Source organism: Rhodoblastus sp. (assembly GCF_019449565.1).
Taxonomy (GTDB): Bacteria; Pseudomonadota; Alphaproteobacteria; order Rhizobiales; family Beijerinckiaceae; genus Rhodoblastus.
Window position 1 is genome coordinate 1 of record NZ_JAGRPM010000073.1, and the last position, 14,856, is coordinate 14,856.

8 protein-coding genes are annotated in these 14,856 nt (G+C 62.1%); 2 read left to right on the forward strand and 6 right to left on the reverse strand.

The window, feature by feature from the left end; translation table 11 throughout:
- Both QZ409_RS16625 and ccrA read right to left on the reverse strand, forming a co-directional pair.
- The coding region (locus QZ409_RS16625; RefSeq protein WP_296713520.1) for a DNA translocase FtsK at positions 1-2,447 on the reverse strand (2,447 nt) is incomplete at its 3' end.
- 284 nt (positions 2,448-2,731) lie between these two features.
- On the reverse strand, positions 2,732-4,030 hold the full coding sequence (gene ccrA, locus QZ409_RS16630; RefSeq protein WP_296713521.1) for a crotonyl-CoA carboxylase/reductase: 1,299 nt from the start codon (positions 4,028-4,030) through the stop codon (positions 2,732-2,734).
- A gap of 427 nt (positions 4,031-4,457) precedes the next feature.
- Between ccrA and QZ409_RS16635 the strand changes: the two genes are divergently transcribed.
- The gene (locus QZ409_RS16635; RefSeq protein WP_296713524.1) at positions 4,458-6,440 is read left to right on the forward strand and encodes a protein meaA; all 1,983 of its coding nucleotides are present in this window, start codon (positions 4,458-4,460) and stop codon (positions 6,438-6,440) included.
- 83 nt (positions 6,441-6,523) lie between these two features.
- Positions 6,524-7,399: an undecaprenyl-diphosphate phosphatase gene (locus QZ409_RS16640; protein WP_296713526.1), complete on the forward strand. Its 876-nt coding sequence runs from the start codon at positions 6,524-6,526 to the stop codon at positions 7,397-7,399.
- Between the two features lie 34 nt (positions 7,400-7,433).
- On the opposite strand, the gene clpB is transcribed toward QZ409_RS16640, so the two are convergent.
- The 4 genes from clpB to htpG form a co-directional block, all read right to left on the reverse strand.
- A complete protein-coding gene (clpB, locus tag QZ409_RS16645) occupies positions 7,434-10,073 on the reverse strand; it encodes an ATP-dependent chaperone ClpB (RefSeq protein ID WP_296713528.1) in 2,640 nt (879 codons plus the stop codon).
- Positions 10,074-10,272: 199 nt separating this feature from the next.
- A complete protein-coding gene (locus tag QZ409_RS16650) occupies positions 10,273-11,229 on the reverse strand; it encodes a DUF4167 domain-containing protein (RefSeq protein WP_296713530.1) in 957 nt (318 codons plus the stop codon).
- A gap of 406 nt (positions 11,230-11,635) precedes the next feature.
- Positions 11,636-12,478, reverse strand: a complete 843-nt coding sequence (gene prmC, locus QZ409_RS16655; protein WP_296713531.1) for a peptide chain release factor N(5)-glutamine methyltransferase — start codon at positions 12,476-12,478, stop codon at positions 11,636-11,638.
- 41 nt (positions 12,479-12,519) lie between these two features.
- Positions 12,520-14,412 carry a molecular chaperone HtpG gene (gene htpG, locus QZ409_RS16660; RefSeq protein WP_296713533.1) on the reverse strand — a complete coding sequence of 631 codons (1,893 nt, stop codon included), beginning with the start codon at positions 14,410-14,412 and terminating at the stop codon, positions 12,520-12,522.
- Between the last annotated feature and the right edge of the window lie 444 nt (positions 14,413-14,856).

A 14,856-nucleotide genomic window follows, 5' to 3' on the forward strand; every position in this document is an offset into this window, starting at 1 on the left:
GCGAGAATTGCGCGCTTTCCGGCGTGGTTGGCGGGGCCGACCACGCCTTCCTTCTCCATGCGCTCGACCAGTGACGCCGCCTTGTTGTAGCCCACCGAAAGACGGCGCTGGACATAGGAAGTCGAGCATTTCTTGTCGCGCAGCACGATCGCCACCGCGCGGTCGTACAGGTCGCCGCCCTCGTCGTCGGCTGCATAGGACGCAGCGTCGGCCTCGTCGTCGTCCGGCTCGTCCTCCACCGTCACCGAGTCGAGATAATCCGGCTGGCCCTGCATCTTCAGATGCGCCACCACCTTCTCGACATCGGCGTCGGACACGAAGGGGCCATGCACGCGCGAGATCCGCCCGCCGCCCGCCATATAGAGCATGTCGCCCTGGCCCAGCAGCTGCTCCGCGCCCATCTCGCCCAGAATGGTGCGGCTGTCGATCTTCGACGTCACCTGGAACGAGATGCGGGTCGGGAAATTGGCCTTGATCGTGCCGGTGATGACGTCCACAGACGGCCGTTGCGTGGCCATGATGAGATGGATGCCGGCGGCGCGGGCCATTTGCGCGAGGCGCTGGATCGCGCCCTCGATCTCCTTGCCCGCGACCATCATCAGGTCGGCCATTTCGTCGACGATGACCACGATATAGGGCAGGACGGAGAGGTCCATCTGCTCCTGCTCGTAGATCGCCTCGCCGGTCTCGCGGTCGAAGCCGGTCTGCACCACGCGCGAGATGATCTCGCCTTTGGATTTAGCCTCGGTCACGCGGGCGTTAAAGCCGTCGATGTTGCGGACGCCGAGCTTGGACATTTTCTTGTAGCGATCCTCCATCTCACGCACGGCCCATTTGAGGGCGACGACGGCCTTTTTGGGGTCGGTGACGACGGGCGTGAGGAGGTGCGGAATGCCGTCATAGACGGACAGCTCCAGCATTTTGGGATCGACCATGATGAGCCGGCACTCCTGCGGCTTGAGCCGATACAAGAGCGAGAGGATCATGGTGTTGATGGCGACCGACTTGCCGGAGCCGGTGGTTCCGGCGACGAGCAAATGCGGCATCTTGGCGAGATCGACGATGACCGGCTCGCCGCCGATGGTCTTGCCGAGCGCGATGGCCAGCTTGTGCTTGGTCTCGGCGAAATCGGGCGAGGCGAACAGCTCGCGTAGATAGACGGTCTCGCGGCGCGGGTTGGGCAGTTCGATGCCGATGGCGTTGCGCCCCGGCACCACCGCGACGCGGGCGGAGACCGCCGACATGGAGCGCGCGATATCGTCCGCCAGCCCGATCACCCGCGACGACTTGATGCCTGGCGCGGGTTCGAATTCGTACAGCGTCACCACGGGGCCGGGATAGACGCTGACGATATCGCCCTTGACGCTGAAATCCTCAAGGACTCCTTCCAGCAGCCGAGCATTTTGCTCCAGCGAATCCTGAGCGATGCCGCTGGCCACTTTCTTCCCGACAGCGAGAAGATTGATGGCAGGGGCAGTATAGTGGCCCGGTGGGGTGGCGTTCCGAATGGAGTCGCTCGCGTCCGGCGATCCGCGACGAGGCCTGCCCGCGGGGCGAGGGACGCGAGATTTCTCGCCCGGAAAGGCAGCCGCCCCCTCGTCCCCGAAGCCCGGCTCGCGTCTCTCCACATTCGAGCGGGCCAGCCCGAGTTCGTCGAATTGACGCGCGGCGATATCGTGCTCGACCGGCGATATCTGGCGCGCCTCTTGATGATTCCGGCGAAAAACGGACTGAAGCCATTGTTTCACCGGATGGCGCCTTGCGCCTTCAGGCGAAATCCTGGCCTCGGCGGCTTGATTGAAGATCGCCCTGTCATCGACCGGCGTCGCGACGAGGCCGGAGAACCGCGTGGACTGGCCAGAGTCTTCGGCATCATCGGGATCGAGAGACGGCTGGGCCCCCATGCCCAGTGAGGCGGACAAGGCGAGTATCGCGATCGAAAAATAGACCAGCCCGCTTAGAGTGAGTCCGAAAGGCGAAAAATAGCGCTTTGGCAAGGCGACGAGCGCGTCGCCAACGACGCCGCCAAGGCCCGTAGGCAGGGGCCACCCGTCGGTTGTCGGAAGAAGCGAGGCGACGGCCGCGGCGCTGAATGTTCCGACGAGCCAATAGGCGAGATAGCCGGCTGTGCTCCCGGTGCGGCGATGAGAAAGGACTTTCCAGCCGAGCAAGCCAAGCGGCGCAAGCAAGATAATCGAGCTGATGCCGATCAATTGCATGATGAGATCGGAAACCATGGCGCCCTTCACGCCGAGCGCGTTGCGGACCGGGGCGTCCGTCGCATGATTCAGGCTGGGGTCGGCGATCGACCAGGTCGCGAGCGCCAGGCCCAAGGCTGCGGTGAACGCAATGATCGACAGTCCGGCGACTTCCTGAAGCCGCCGTTGGAAGAATACACGCGCCGATTCGGGCAGCACTTCGCCGATCGGCAATGTCGTCGTGCGCATGGGGTAGGTTCCGACCCGCTCGAATGATAATGGCGGAGCAAGGTTAAGGGCGTTCAGTTAACTTTGGCTTAACCTTATCGAAATCGTAAATTTTCGCCGCTCGCGATGCAATTCGCGAGCATAGGATGCGGCGTCCTTGGAAGTTTGGTTTAATTCTGAAAAAAAGCATCGGAAAGCCGCCCGCTGAATTCGCGGTGGCGCGGTTCGTCATAGCTAAAAAGGTCGATTGGGCGTCGACTGAAAAGGGCGGGACTTCATCCCGCCCTTCTGTCTGATTTTTTTACTTAGCCGGCTTTTCCGGCGTCGATCACATCTTCCAGCGTGCGAAGTCCGGTCTGCGTCGCGTTGACCAGGACGGCCATATTGCCCGGCGCGTGCTGGTTCTTCCACATCTTGGTGTGGGCGAGCGGAATTTTCGCCCAGGGGAAAACTTCCGACATGCAGGGATCGACGCGGCGATCGACGACGAAATTATTCGCCGCCGCCGCTTGCTTCAGATGCGCGAAATGCGATCCTTGGATGCGTTTCTGCCGCATCCAGACATAACGGGCGTCGAAGGTCAGATTGAAGCCCGAAGTGCCAGCGCAGAACACGATCATGCCGCCGCGCTTGCATACGAGCGTCGAGACCGGGAAGGTCGCTTCGCCGGGATGTTCGAAAACGATGTCGACGTCCTTCTTGCCGGTAATGTCCCAGATCGCCTTGCCGAACTTGCGGGCTTCCTTGGTCCAGTCCGCATATTCCTGCGAATTGACCTTGGGCAGCTGGCCCCAGCATTTGAAGTCCTTGCGGTTGATCACGCCCTTCGCGCCGAGCGAAAGGACATAATCGCGCTTGGATTCATCGGAAAGGACGCCGATGGCGTTGGCGCCGGCCGCCGCGATGAGCTGAACGCCGAACACGCCAAGGCCGCCGGAGGCGCCCCAAACCAGCACGTTGTCGCCCGGCTTCAGCCGATGGGGCTCATGGCCGAACAGCATCCGATAGGCGGTGGCGAGCGTCAGCGTGTAGCAGGCGCTCTCTTCCCAGGTCAGATGCTTGGGACGGATCATCAGCTGGCGGTCCTGCACGCGGCAGAATTGCGCGAAGGAGCCGTCCGGCGTCTCATAGCCCCAGATGCGCTGGGAGGAGGAGAACATCGGGTCGCCGCCGTTGCATTCCTCGTCGTCGCCGTCGTCCTGGTTGCAATGCACGACGACTTCGTCGCCGACCTTCCAGCGTTTCACCTTCGAGCCAATCGCCCACACGATGCCCGACGCGTCGGAACCGGCGATGTGGAAGGGCTGCTTATGCACGTCGAAGGGCGAGATCGGCTCGCCGAGGCCAGCCCAGATGCCGTTATAGTTGACGCCAGCGGCCATCACGAGGACGAGCACGTCATGGCTGTCGAGGGTCCAGGTTGGAACCACCTCGAGCTGCATGGAGGATTCCGGCGGGCCATGGCGATCCCTGCGGATGACCCAGGCGTGCATATTCTTTGGCACATGGCCAAGAGGCGGAATCTCGCCAATATCATAGAGGTCCTTCAGGACCGGTTGGTTCGCGGCATTCGAGCCGCTCGCCGCTGGCGATGGATTGCTCAACGCTGACTCCTGTCATAAATGGCCATTATGGATGAAGTGGCCCGACCCCCATTGCGGGCTCCGGCGATGCTCGACTCTTCGTTCTCGGTCCACAATAGATGAATCGCCGCGCCCGAACTCCGCTCCGGTTCGTTTGCTCGCCTTGGTGCTTTCTGCGCCAATATACATAATATTGCCGCTTGGCGAGCGTCCGCACAATTTTTTTGCTTCGTGCTAAAGTCGGCCCTTGTTTTGTTCTCTTTGCGTTGTCGTTGAAGGTATGAAATATTGCTTTATAAATCAATTGGTTGTCGAGATGGAGTCAATATGGTCGGTTTTCGGCCCCGCCCCGTGAGCCGATTGTGCTCCGCACCAAAGTAAGGCAAAGCAATGGTCCGGTCTTTGGCCCGACGATAGAGCCCTGCACCATGATCAAAGTGAGGTTCCGATGACGAAGACAGCCACCGGTCGCGACAAGCCCTGGATTTTCCGCACTTATGCGGGTCATTCGACCGCGACGGAGTCCAACAAGCTGTATCGCGGCAATCTCGCGAAAGGCCAGACCGGCCTGTCCATCGCCTTCGATCTGCCGACCCAGACGGGCTATGATTCCGATCACCCGCTGTCCCGCGGCGAGGTTGGCAAGGTCGGCGTCCCGATTTCGCACCTCGGCGACATGAACACCCTGTTCGACGGCATTCCCATCGCCCAGATGAACACGTCGATGACGATCAACGCCACCGCGCCGTGGCTGCTCTCGCTTTATATCGCCGCGGCCGACGCCCAGGGCGCGCCGCGCTCCGTCCTTCAGGGAACGACCCAGAACGACATCATCAAGGAATATCTTTCGCGCGGCACCTATGTGTTCCCGCCCGGCCCGTCGCTTCGGTTGACCAAGGACGTGATCCTGTTCACGACCAAGGAAGTTCCGAAATGGAACCCGATGAACGTCTGCTCCTACCATCTGCAGGAGGCCGGCGCGACGCCGGTTCAGGAGCTTTCCTACGCCCTTGCCACGGCGGTCGCCATTCTCGACATGGTGAAGAAATCCGGTCAGGTCTCGGAGGAAGATTTCGGCGAGGTCGTCGGACGCATTTCCTTTTTCCTTAACGCCGGGATGCGCTTCGTCACCGAACTCGCCAAGGTTCGCGCCTTCACGGAATTATGGGATGACCTCACGCGCGATCGCTATGGCGTCAAGGATGAGAAGCACCGTCGCTTCCGCTATGGCGTTCAGGTCAATTCCCTTGGACTGACCGAGCCCCAGCCGGAAAACAACGTCTATCGCATTTTGATCGAGACGCTGGCCGTCGTCCTGTCGAAGAAGGCGCGCGCCCGCGCGGTTCAGTTGCCGGCCTGGAACGAGGCTCTGGGCCTGCCGCGGTCCTGGGACCAGCAATGGTCCCTGCGTTTGCAGCAGATTCTCGCTTATGAGACCGATCTTCTCGAATATGGCGACCTGTTCGACGGCAGCCTGGAGCTGAGCAAGAAGGTCGACGAGCTGAAAGCCGAGGCTCTCGCCGAGCTTGCCGCGATCGACGCCATGGGCGGCGCGGTGGCGGCGGTTGAGACCGGCTATCTCAAGTCCAAACTGGTCGAATCGAACACGCGTCGCCTCGAAGGCATCGAATCGGGCGATCAGATCGTCGTCGGCGTGAATAAGTTCCTTGAGACGGAGCCGTCGCCGCTGACGACGGGTGACGGCTCGATCCTGGTCGTGCCCGAACATGTTGAAGCGGAGCAGATCGAGCGCCTGAACGCCTGGCGCAGGCAACGCGACGCCAAGGCCGTGGCCAAGGCGCTCGAGGAGTTGCGCGCCGCGGCGGTCGAGGACCGAAACATCATGGAGCCTTCGATCGCCGCCGCCAAGGCTGGCGTGACGACGGGCGAATGGGGCCAAACCCTGCGCGAGGTGTTCGGCGAATTTCGCGCGCCCACGGGCGTCGGACGCAGCGCGCGCCAGGCTGGCGGATCGCTCGATCCGGTCCGCGCCGAGGTCGAGCGCGTCTCAAAGAAGCTCGGTCGCCGGATCAAGTTCCTGGTTGGCAAACCCGGTCTCGATGGCCATTCCAATGGCGCCGAGCAGATCGCCGTCCGCGCCCGCGACGCCGGCATGGAAGTGGTCTATGAGGGCATCCGCCTGACGCCCGCCGAAATCGTCAACGCCGCTCTCGAGGAAGGCGTTCATGTCGTAGGGCTCTCGATCCTGTCGGGCTCACATGTGCCGCTGGTTCGCGACGTGCTCGAGCGCATGAAGGCCGAGGGCATTTCGGACGTCCCGGTCATTGTCGGCGGGATCATCCCGCCCGAGGATGAAAAGTTGCTGCTCTCGGAAGGCGTCGCGGCGGTCTATACGCCCAAGAATTACGAATTGAACACGATCATGGCCGATATCGTCCGGGTCGTCGAAAGCCGCGCGGCGCAGGGCTGAGCCGGGTTCGCCGAGATTGAAAGCCTCCGACATGTTTGTCACAACGGTCGGAGGCTTTGTTTTGATTCGACAGGAGAAACCTTATGTCGGCTGAGGCCTGCACCCAGGGACTGGATACCGGATTCATCGAACTGGGAGCCGCGAAAGTCGCGGCGCTCGGCGTCGTACAGGGCATTACGGAACTCCTGCCGATCTCCTCGACCGCGCATATGCGGATCGTTCCGGCCCTTCTGGGTTGGCGCGACCCGGGCTCCGCATTCTCCGCGGCGATGCAGATGGCGGCGCTGGCCGCCGTGATCTCTTATTTCTGGACCGACGTTCGGGGATTCGTTTTCGGTTCGATCGCGGCCGTCCAACGCCGCGATTTCAAGGACTGGCAGTATCGCTTTACGACCTGGATTTTCCTTGCGACCCTGCCACTCGTCGTGTTCGGGGTCCTGCTGTCGAAAACGTTAAATACCTGCGGTTCGCCCTTGCGAAGCCTTTGGGTGATCGGCGCGGCTTGCATTGTCATGTCGGTCGCGCTGGCGCTGGCGGAAAAATACTGCACGCATCGGCGCACGCTCGACAATGTTTCGCTCAAGGACGCCATGCTGGTGGGGCTCGCCCAGGTCGGCGCGCTGATTCCCGGCGTGTCGCGGTCCGGCTCGACGCTGACTGCCGCCCTTTTCCTCGACCTCAAGCGCGAGGAGGCCGCGCGCTTCTCTTTCCTGCTGGGTCTTCCGGCGATTTTCCTCGCCGGCGTCAAAGAGTTTTACGAATTGTTCAAGGCGGGGCTTTCGGCCGAAGGCTGGATGATTCTCGGCGTCGGACTCTTCGTCGCCTCCATTTCCGCCTTTGCCGCCATCTGGGGCCTGATGCGGATCCTGGAACGCTTTTCGTCCTGGCCCTTTGTCGTTTACCGGTTCCTGATGGGCGTATTCCTGCTGACCGCCGTCTGGCAAGGCTGGCTGCAATAAGAAAGGGCGGCTCAGGCCGCCCTTTCTTGCTGGATCAATTCAGCCGCGCCGGAGGCGTCTCGAAGTCGGGTTCGGCTTTTGCGGACGCTTTGCCGATAGGCTTGCCGTCAAAGGTCAGTTCGCCGTTCGCGGCCGAAATGTCGAGGGTCTGGCCCTCGACGAATTCGCCTGACAGCAACATTTCCGCCAGCGGGTCCTGAACGTTCTTCTGGATGACGCGCTTCAAGGGACGCGCGCCATAGGCGGGATCATAGCCCTTCTCGGCGAGCCAGGCCCGGCCGGCCTCGCTCAGTTTCAGGGTGATCTTGCGATCTTCCAGCAGGCGTTCGAGCCGCTTGAACTGAATATCGACGATCGCGCCCATGTCCTGCCGCCGTAACCGGTGGAACAGGATGATCTCGTCGATCCGGTTCAGGAATTCCGGCCGGAAATGCGAGCGGACCACTTGCATGACCTCGCCATGGACCGCCGACGAATCCTCGCCCTCGTTCTGCATGACAAGGAATTCCGACCCGAGATTCGAGGTCATGATGATGACCACGTTGCGGAAATCGACGGTTCGCCCCTGACCGTCCGTCAGACGTCCATCGTCCAGCACTTGCAGCAGGACGTTGAACACGTCGGGATGAGCTTTCTCGATCTCGTCAAATAGCACGACCTGATAGGGGCGCCGCCGGACCGCTTCGGTCAAGGCGCCGCCTTCCTCATAGCCGACATAGCCCGGAGGCGCGCCAATCAGCCGCGAAACCGAATGCTTCTCCATATATTCGGACATGTCGAGACGCACCATGGCGGTCTCGTCATCGAACAGGAACGAGGCCAAAGCCTTGGTCAGCTCTGTCTTGCCGACGCCGGTCGGGCCGAGGAACATGAACGAACCGATCGGCCGGTTCGGATCCTGAAGGCCTGCACGAGCGCGACGAACCGCCGTCGCCACGGCCGCAACCGCTTCCCGCTGGCCGACAACGCGTTGCGCGATCGCGTCTTCCATTTTCAGTAGTTTGGCGCGTTCGCCTTCCAGCATCTTGTCGACGGGCACGCCGGTCCAGCGCGAAACGATCTGCGCGATATGATCCGGCGTGACGACCTCATCGACCAGGACTTCGCCGCTCTTCGCTTCAGTTTCGGCAAGTTTCTGCTCGAGCTCGGGAATGACGCCATAGGTCAGCCGTCCCGCTTCCGCATAATCGCCCTTGCGTTGGGCGATCAGCAGATCATTGCGGGCTGCTTCCAGCTTTTCCTTCATCTTCTGCGCCGCGCCGAGCTTGTCCTTTTCCGCGCGCCAACGCGTCGTCAGCTCAGCGGATTTTTCCGTGAGATCGGCCAGTTCGCCCTCAAGCTTTTTCAGGCGGTCCTTCGAGGCCGGGTCCGTTTCCTTCTTCAGCGCTTCCTGCTCGATCTTGAGCTGGATGATGCGCCGGTCGAATTCGTCGAGCTCCTCAGGCTTCGAATCGACCTGCATCCGCAGACGCGAGGCCGCCTCGTCGACGAGGTCGATCGCCTTGTCGGGGAGGAAGCGATCCGCGATATAGCGGTTCGACAAGGTGGCGGCCGCGACCAGCGCGGAATCGCTCACCCGCACGCCATGGTGCAGCTCGTATTTTTCCTTCAGGCCGCGAAGGATCGAGATGGTGTCCTCAACGGTCGGCTCGCTGACGAAGACCGGCTGAAAACGCCGGGCGAGAGCAGCGTCTTTTTCGACATGCTTGCGATATTCATCGAGCGTGGTCGCGCCCACACAATGCAATTCGCCGCGCGCGAGCGCCGGCTTCAGCAGGTTGGAGGCGTCCATCGAGCCGTCCGTCTTGCCGGCGCCGACGAGCGTGTGCATTTCGTCGATGAAGAGGATAATCCCGCCCGCCGCCGCGGTGACTTCATTCAGGACGGCTTTCAAGCGCTCCTCGAATTCGCCGCGATATTTCGCGCCCGCGATCAGTGCGCCCATGTCGAGCGCCAGCAGGCTCTTGTCGCGCAGGCTTTCCGGCACGTCGCCATTGACGATGCGCAGCGCCAGGCCCTCGACGATCGCCGTCTTGCCCACGCCCGGCTCGCCGATCAGAACCGGATTGTTCTTGGTGCGACGGGAAAGAACCTGAATTGTGCGCCGAATCTCTTCGTCGCGGCCAATGACGGGATCAAGCTTTCCCTCTCGCGCCGCCTCGGTCAGGTCGCGTGCATATTTCTTCAAGGCGTCATAGGCGTTTTCGGCGGAAGCGGAATCGGCGGTGCGTCCCTTGCGAATATCCTCGATGGCGCGGTTCAGACCCTGCGGATTGACGCCCGCATTGGCGAGAATCTTTCCGGCCTCGGAATTCGTGTCCATCGCCAGCGCAAGCAACAGCCTTTCCACCGTAACGAAGGAATCGCCGGCTTTCTGCGCGATCTGTTCCGCGGTGTCGAACAGGCGGGCTGTTGCCGGGGCGAGATAGAGCTGGCCCGCGCCCGCGCCTTCGACGCGCGGCAATTTGGCGAGTGCTAGCTCGCATTGCTGCAGGGCGTCGCGCGAACGACCCCCGGATTTGTCGATCAATCCGGCGGACAGACCCTGCTCGTCGTCGAGCAGCACCTTGAGAAGGTGAAGCGGCGTAAATTGCTGGTGACCTTCGCGAAGCGCCAGAGACTGCGCCGATTGCACGAAGCCCCGCACCCGCTCGGTCAGCTTTTCAATATTCATTACGATCCTCCTATGCCCACGTACGTCTCCCAGAAGGCGAGAACGCCGCGTCACCAATTTGGCCCCTGAACGGCGGCCTGACCGGTGATATGGGAACGCAATTCGAGCTTGAAAAGGTCAAGCCAAAGAATGGGAAGGCCGTCCTGAATAAAAAAAAGCGGCGCTCGAGGCGCCGCTTTTGATTAAGGATTAGGGGGGCTCATTCGGCATCAGCGGAATTTGCTTCGGCTGCCGGCGCCGCGGCGTCTTGCTCACCGGCGATTTCCGCCCGTGTGCGCCGGCGGCGGCGCGGACGCAAATGAAACCGCGCTTCGTCGGCCTCGCCTTGCGGCGCATTGAGCTCGGGCGTCTGGCCGCTGACCGGCGGCTGGGCGCCGAAGCCATCCGTCTGGGGCTCTGGCGCGTTGGCGGCGACGGCGTTTGTGGGGACCGGGGCGGCGGGAGGCGCGGCGACGCGGGTCGGAGCGGTGATGAAAGCTGGCAGGCCCGGCGTGACGGCGTCGAAATTCACGCGGGGTTGTTCCTGAGCCGCAGGCGGCGGCGCATCGAAGCGGGGTTGTTGATCGCGGAAGTTCTGCCGGCCTTGGCCCTGCTGATTGAAGCGCCGGTCATTGCGCGGCTGGCGTTCCTGACGCTCGCCGTGATGGTTGGAGTGGCGCTCGCCGGATCGTTCACCGGATCGTTCCTGACGCTCGGCGCGTTCAGGCCCCCGTTCCGCCATGTCCGTCCCATAGGCCGGACGGTCGAAATAAGGCTGAGGCTGGCCGGCCATGCCGACGGGGGCGATATTCGGCTGCGCCTGATGCGGAGCAGGGCTTGGCGCCTGGCGTTCCAGAGGCGAGGAGAAACGGTCGGGCAGCGCCACGAAATCGTCGTCGTCGTCGAGCTCTTCGAGCTCGTCGCCATTGCGGCCATAGCCCATCTGGGCTTGCTGCTGGGCGGTCTGAGCAGCTGCGATGATGCGGAAATAATGCTCCGCGTGCTGCAGTAAATTCTCGGCGACGACAGTGTCGCCGGATGACTGGGCGTCGCGCGCGAGCTGGAGATATTTCTCCGCGATGTGCTGGGCCGTGCCACGAATCTTGACGTCAGGTCCGTTCGATTCGTAGGTCCTGGTGAGGGGATTCGGACCCTTGCGATTATTACGACCACGCATACGCTTGTTTTGACCAGGTCTCATCGATAATCCCTGAGTAATAAAGTCGTCCGCGCTAGGATCCGCGCGACGCTTCACCGCTGTTTCATTGCAAATTTGGATGGCGCGGAAATCCCGGCGCCTTTGCCTCACCGGCCCTGTTTGCGGCTCTCCGCAAACTTGCTTTCAATCTTCCAGATCCATTGAGGGAAACGGCGATCGTACCACGTCGCTCAAACCGCATGCCTAAGTGGCCGGTCTTGGGAAGGTCTGAAACGCCGCAACGTGCGGAACCATTCTCCAGCCGAGCCTTGCTGCGGTCTAATCAAGCGCAACCAGGTATTTGCTGCGGTGCAGACTAAATGTTTTTTGACGCCGCGCCAAGTCCAAACTTTCCGGGAATGTCCAGAAAAGAGCGATTAGGCGCTCAAGGCCTGCTGAACGCGATGACGCGGTCGCGGCCGCCACTGTCCCGAGCGACTTCCGCGACGCCGAGCCCTTCGGCTTCGAAGATGTTCGCCACATCCGCCGCCTGCCGCCAGCCGATCTCGAAAAGCGCGCCGCCGCCCGGTTTCAGCAATCGCGGCAGGTCGGGGGCGAGGCGCCGATAACAGTCGAGTCCGTCCGAACCGCCATAAAGCGCCAATGCCGGATCGTGATCCGCAACCTCTTCCGCAAGTTCGCTCTTTTCCGTCAGCGCAATATAGGGCGGGTTGGAAACAATCAGGTCGAATGCTCCCAGGAGCGCTTCGGCCCAGTTTCCGCACATTATGGAGGCGCGATTCGCCAGACCGCATCGCGCGAGATTGGCTTGCGCGATCCGGCAGGCTGACGGCGAAAGATCGACGCCAATTCCAGTCGCATCGGGGAGCGCATCGAGCAGAGCGCATAGGATGGCGCCGGAGCCCGTCCCCAGATCGAGGATTTTCGGCTGCGTCCATCGGCGGGATCTCGCGAAATCGAGCGCGGCGTTGACCAGGGTTTCCGTATCGGCGCGCGGGTCCAGCACATCGGGGGTGACGAGCAGATCGAGCCCGTAAAATCCGCTGCGGCCGAGAATGCGCCCGACGGGCGCTCCGGCGATTCGGCACTCCATGAAGCGCTGCAAGCGTTCGGCGCGCTCAAGACCAAGAGGTTCGTCGCCGCGCGTCAGCAACTCAAGTGAATTCAGGCCTGACGCGCCCTCCAGCAGATGGCGCGCCTCCAGCGCGGCAGGCTCCTTGCCAGCGTCGGCGAGAGCCGACGCGAGCAGTTTGCGCGCCTGCGCCAAGGTGTCGCCGGCTGAGAAGAGGGCTGGCGGAGGCGACAGGCTCAGGCTCCCAAGGCCTTGCTAAGCATGCGCGTCAGGCGCGCCGCGAAGGCGGCGGTGTCTTTCGGGGGCGCCCCGTCGAGCAGGCGGGCCTCGTCGAAAATGAGCCAGACGGCGTCCTCGAACAAATTCCGGTCCGGTGATTTCGCCAGCGTTTCCAGCGCGCGGACCAGCGGATGTGAAGGATTGACCTCGAGCACCGGCTTCAACTCCGCAGGAGCCTGGCCATGAGCGGCCAGAATCTGCTGCAGTCGGAGGTCGGGGCCGAATTCCGGCGCTACCAGGCAGGCTGCGCTTTCCGAAAGACGGTCGGAGACGCGGACGTCCTCCACCACGGATTCGAGGGTCTGTTTGGCCAAGGCGACGAATTCACGGACCTCTCCCGTATCTTCGGGCGGCTTCCGGCTCTCGTCGAGAAGGTCAATGTTCTTGATGTCGGCGCCGCCCTGCGTGATCGACTTGAAGGGCTTGCCGTCATAGCCCACCGCAGTCTGGACCCAGAAGGCGTCGACGGGATCGGAAAGCAGCAGAACCTCGACGCCCCGGGCGCGGAAACCTTCCAGCTGGGGGCTGCCGGCGATACGCTCGGCATTCTCGCCGGTGATGTAATAGATCGAGGTCTGATTTGGCCGTAGCGCCGCGATGTAATCGGCCAGTGTTCTCTTGCCCTCACCGTCAGTGGTCGTCGAGAATCGCGCCATTTTCAGGAGGGCGTCACGGCGTTCCGGGTCCTCGTAAAGCCCCTCTTTCAGAACGGCCCCAAAGTTTTTCCAGATCGGGCCGAATTTTTCCGGATCGTTTTCGGCGAGCTTGCCCAGCTCCTGAAGCAGGCGGTTCGTGACGCCCTTCTTGATCGCGGCGAACAGCTGGCTCTCTTGAACCATCTCGCGCGAGACATTGAGCGGCAGGTCGGGCGAATCGACCACGAGGCGGATGAAGCGCAGATAGCCGGGCAGGAGATCGATCTCGCGGGAGATCAGCACGCGGCGAGAATAGAGCTTGGCGCGGCCCTTGCGCGCCGGGTCGAACAGATCGAACGGGCGGGATCCGGGCACGAAAGCCAGCACGGTGTATTCGGCTCGTCCTTCGGCGCGCCAATGCACGGTCAGCGCCGGTTCGTCGAATTGGCCCGCCAGTTCCTGATAGAATTCCTTATATTGCTCGTCCGTGATTTCGGCTTTCGGCTTGGCCCAGAGCGCGGCCCCTTCGCTGATGCGCCGCGGTTCGGCGTCTGGCTTCTCGATGATTTCGATCGGCGTGGCGACGGCGCTCGAATGTTCGTTGACGATCGATTCGATCTTGTGCGGCTCGAGATAGGCCTTGGAATCGTCATTGAGATGAAGAATGACCCGCGAGCCGTGCCGAGGCGCCTTGTCCGGGTCGAGAGGCGCGATTTCGAATTCGCCCTTGCCGTCTGAGCTCCAGCTCCAGGCCAGGCTCTCGCCGGCGCGCCGCGTTTCGACGACGACCCGATCGGCGACCATGAAGGCCGAATAAAAACCGATGCCGAACTGCCCGATCAGTTCCGCCGCGCCCGATTCGGACGCCTTGACCTTTTCGAGGAAGGCGCGGGTGCCGGAATTCGCGATCGTCCCCAGCGCCGAGGTCAGGTCGTGGCGCGACATGCCGACGCCATTGTCCTCGATCGTCAGCGTTCCCGCTTCGGGGTCCAGGGCGACACGGATGACGAAAGCTTCGCCGCTGTCGAGAAGCGCGGGATTGCTATTGGCTTCATAGCGCAGCTTTTCGCAGGCGTCCGCAGCGTTGGAAATCAGTTCACGCAGGAAAATATCGCGTTCGGTATAGATCGAATGAACCATGAGATGCAGCAGTCGCGCCACATCGGCTTGAAACACATGGCGTTCGTTGTCCATCGTCGCCGCTTCCTGCGTCATTTTTCTCGCTCTGGCTCGTTTGGGAAGGAAATTTGGGGCGTCTTGCCCCGGGCCGCTATATTGCGGCGGTTGAGCCGAGATTCAAGACCGCGACAATGGATCGAGCCGGATCGCGCGGCTGCGCGCGCGAAAAGAGCCGGCCGGACGACGCCGGCCGGCTCATGCCGTAAAGACCATTTGTTCAATTCCGGAAGCCGCCTCGGCTGGGGGGCTGCGTCAATGCGGCGAAATCCCGGGCAAAGGTCTCAGGCGCCCCTTGATTGCTCCGCAAAACAGCGGGCGCATGGCGTGATGGCGGCGAAAATGTGAATTCGCCTCCAGCGACGAAATCCAGCGCCAAGACGCGCTTTCTTTGCTTGCCTGGCGACGGAAACCGGGACATCATCATGATACAATCCTTGAATCGATGTCTTGCGCTTGAGCGAAAACCCGCCTGAGATAAAC

What these genes read in the sequence shown, in the direction of transcription:
- QZ409_RS16635 (WP_296713524.1), top strand. Translation starts at nt 4,458, where the DNA reads ATGACGAAGACAGCCACCGGTCGCGACAAGCCCTGGATTTTCCGCACT.
- QZ409_RS16640 (WP_296713526.1), top strand. Translation starts at nt 6,524, where the DNA reads ATGTCGGCTGAGGCCTGCACCCAGGGACTGGATACCGGATTCATCGAA.
- clpB (WP_296713528.1), bottom strand. Translation starts at nt 10,073, where the DNA reads ATGAATATTGAAAAGCTGACCGAGCGGGTGCGGGGCTTCGTGCAATCG.
- QZ409_RS16650 (WP_296713530.1), bottom strand. Translation starts at nt 11,229, where the DNA reads ATGCGTGGTCGTAATAATCGCAAGGGTCCGAATCCCCTCACCAGGACC.
- htpG (WP_296713533.1), bottom strand. Translation starts at nt 14,412, where the DNA reads ATGACGCAGGAAGCGGCGACGATGGACAACGAACGCCATGTGTTTCAA.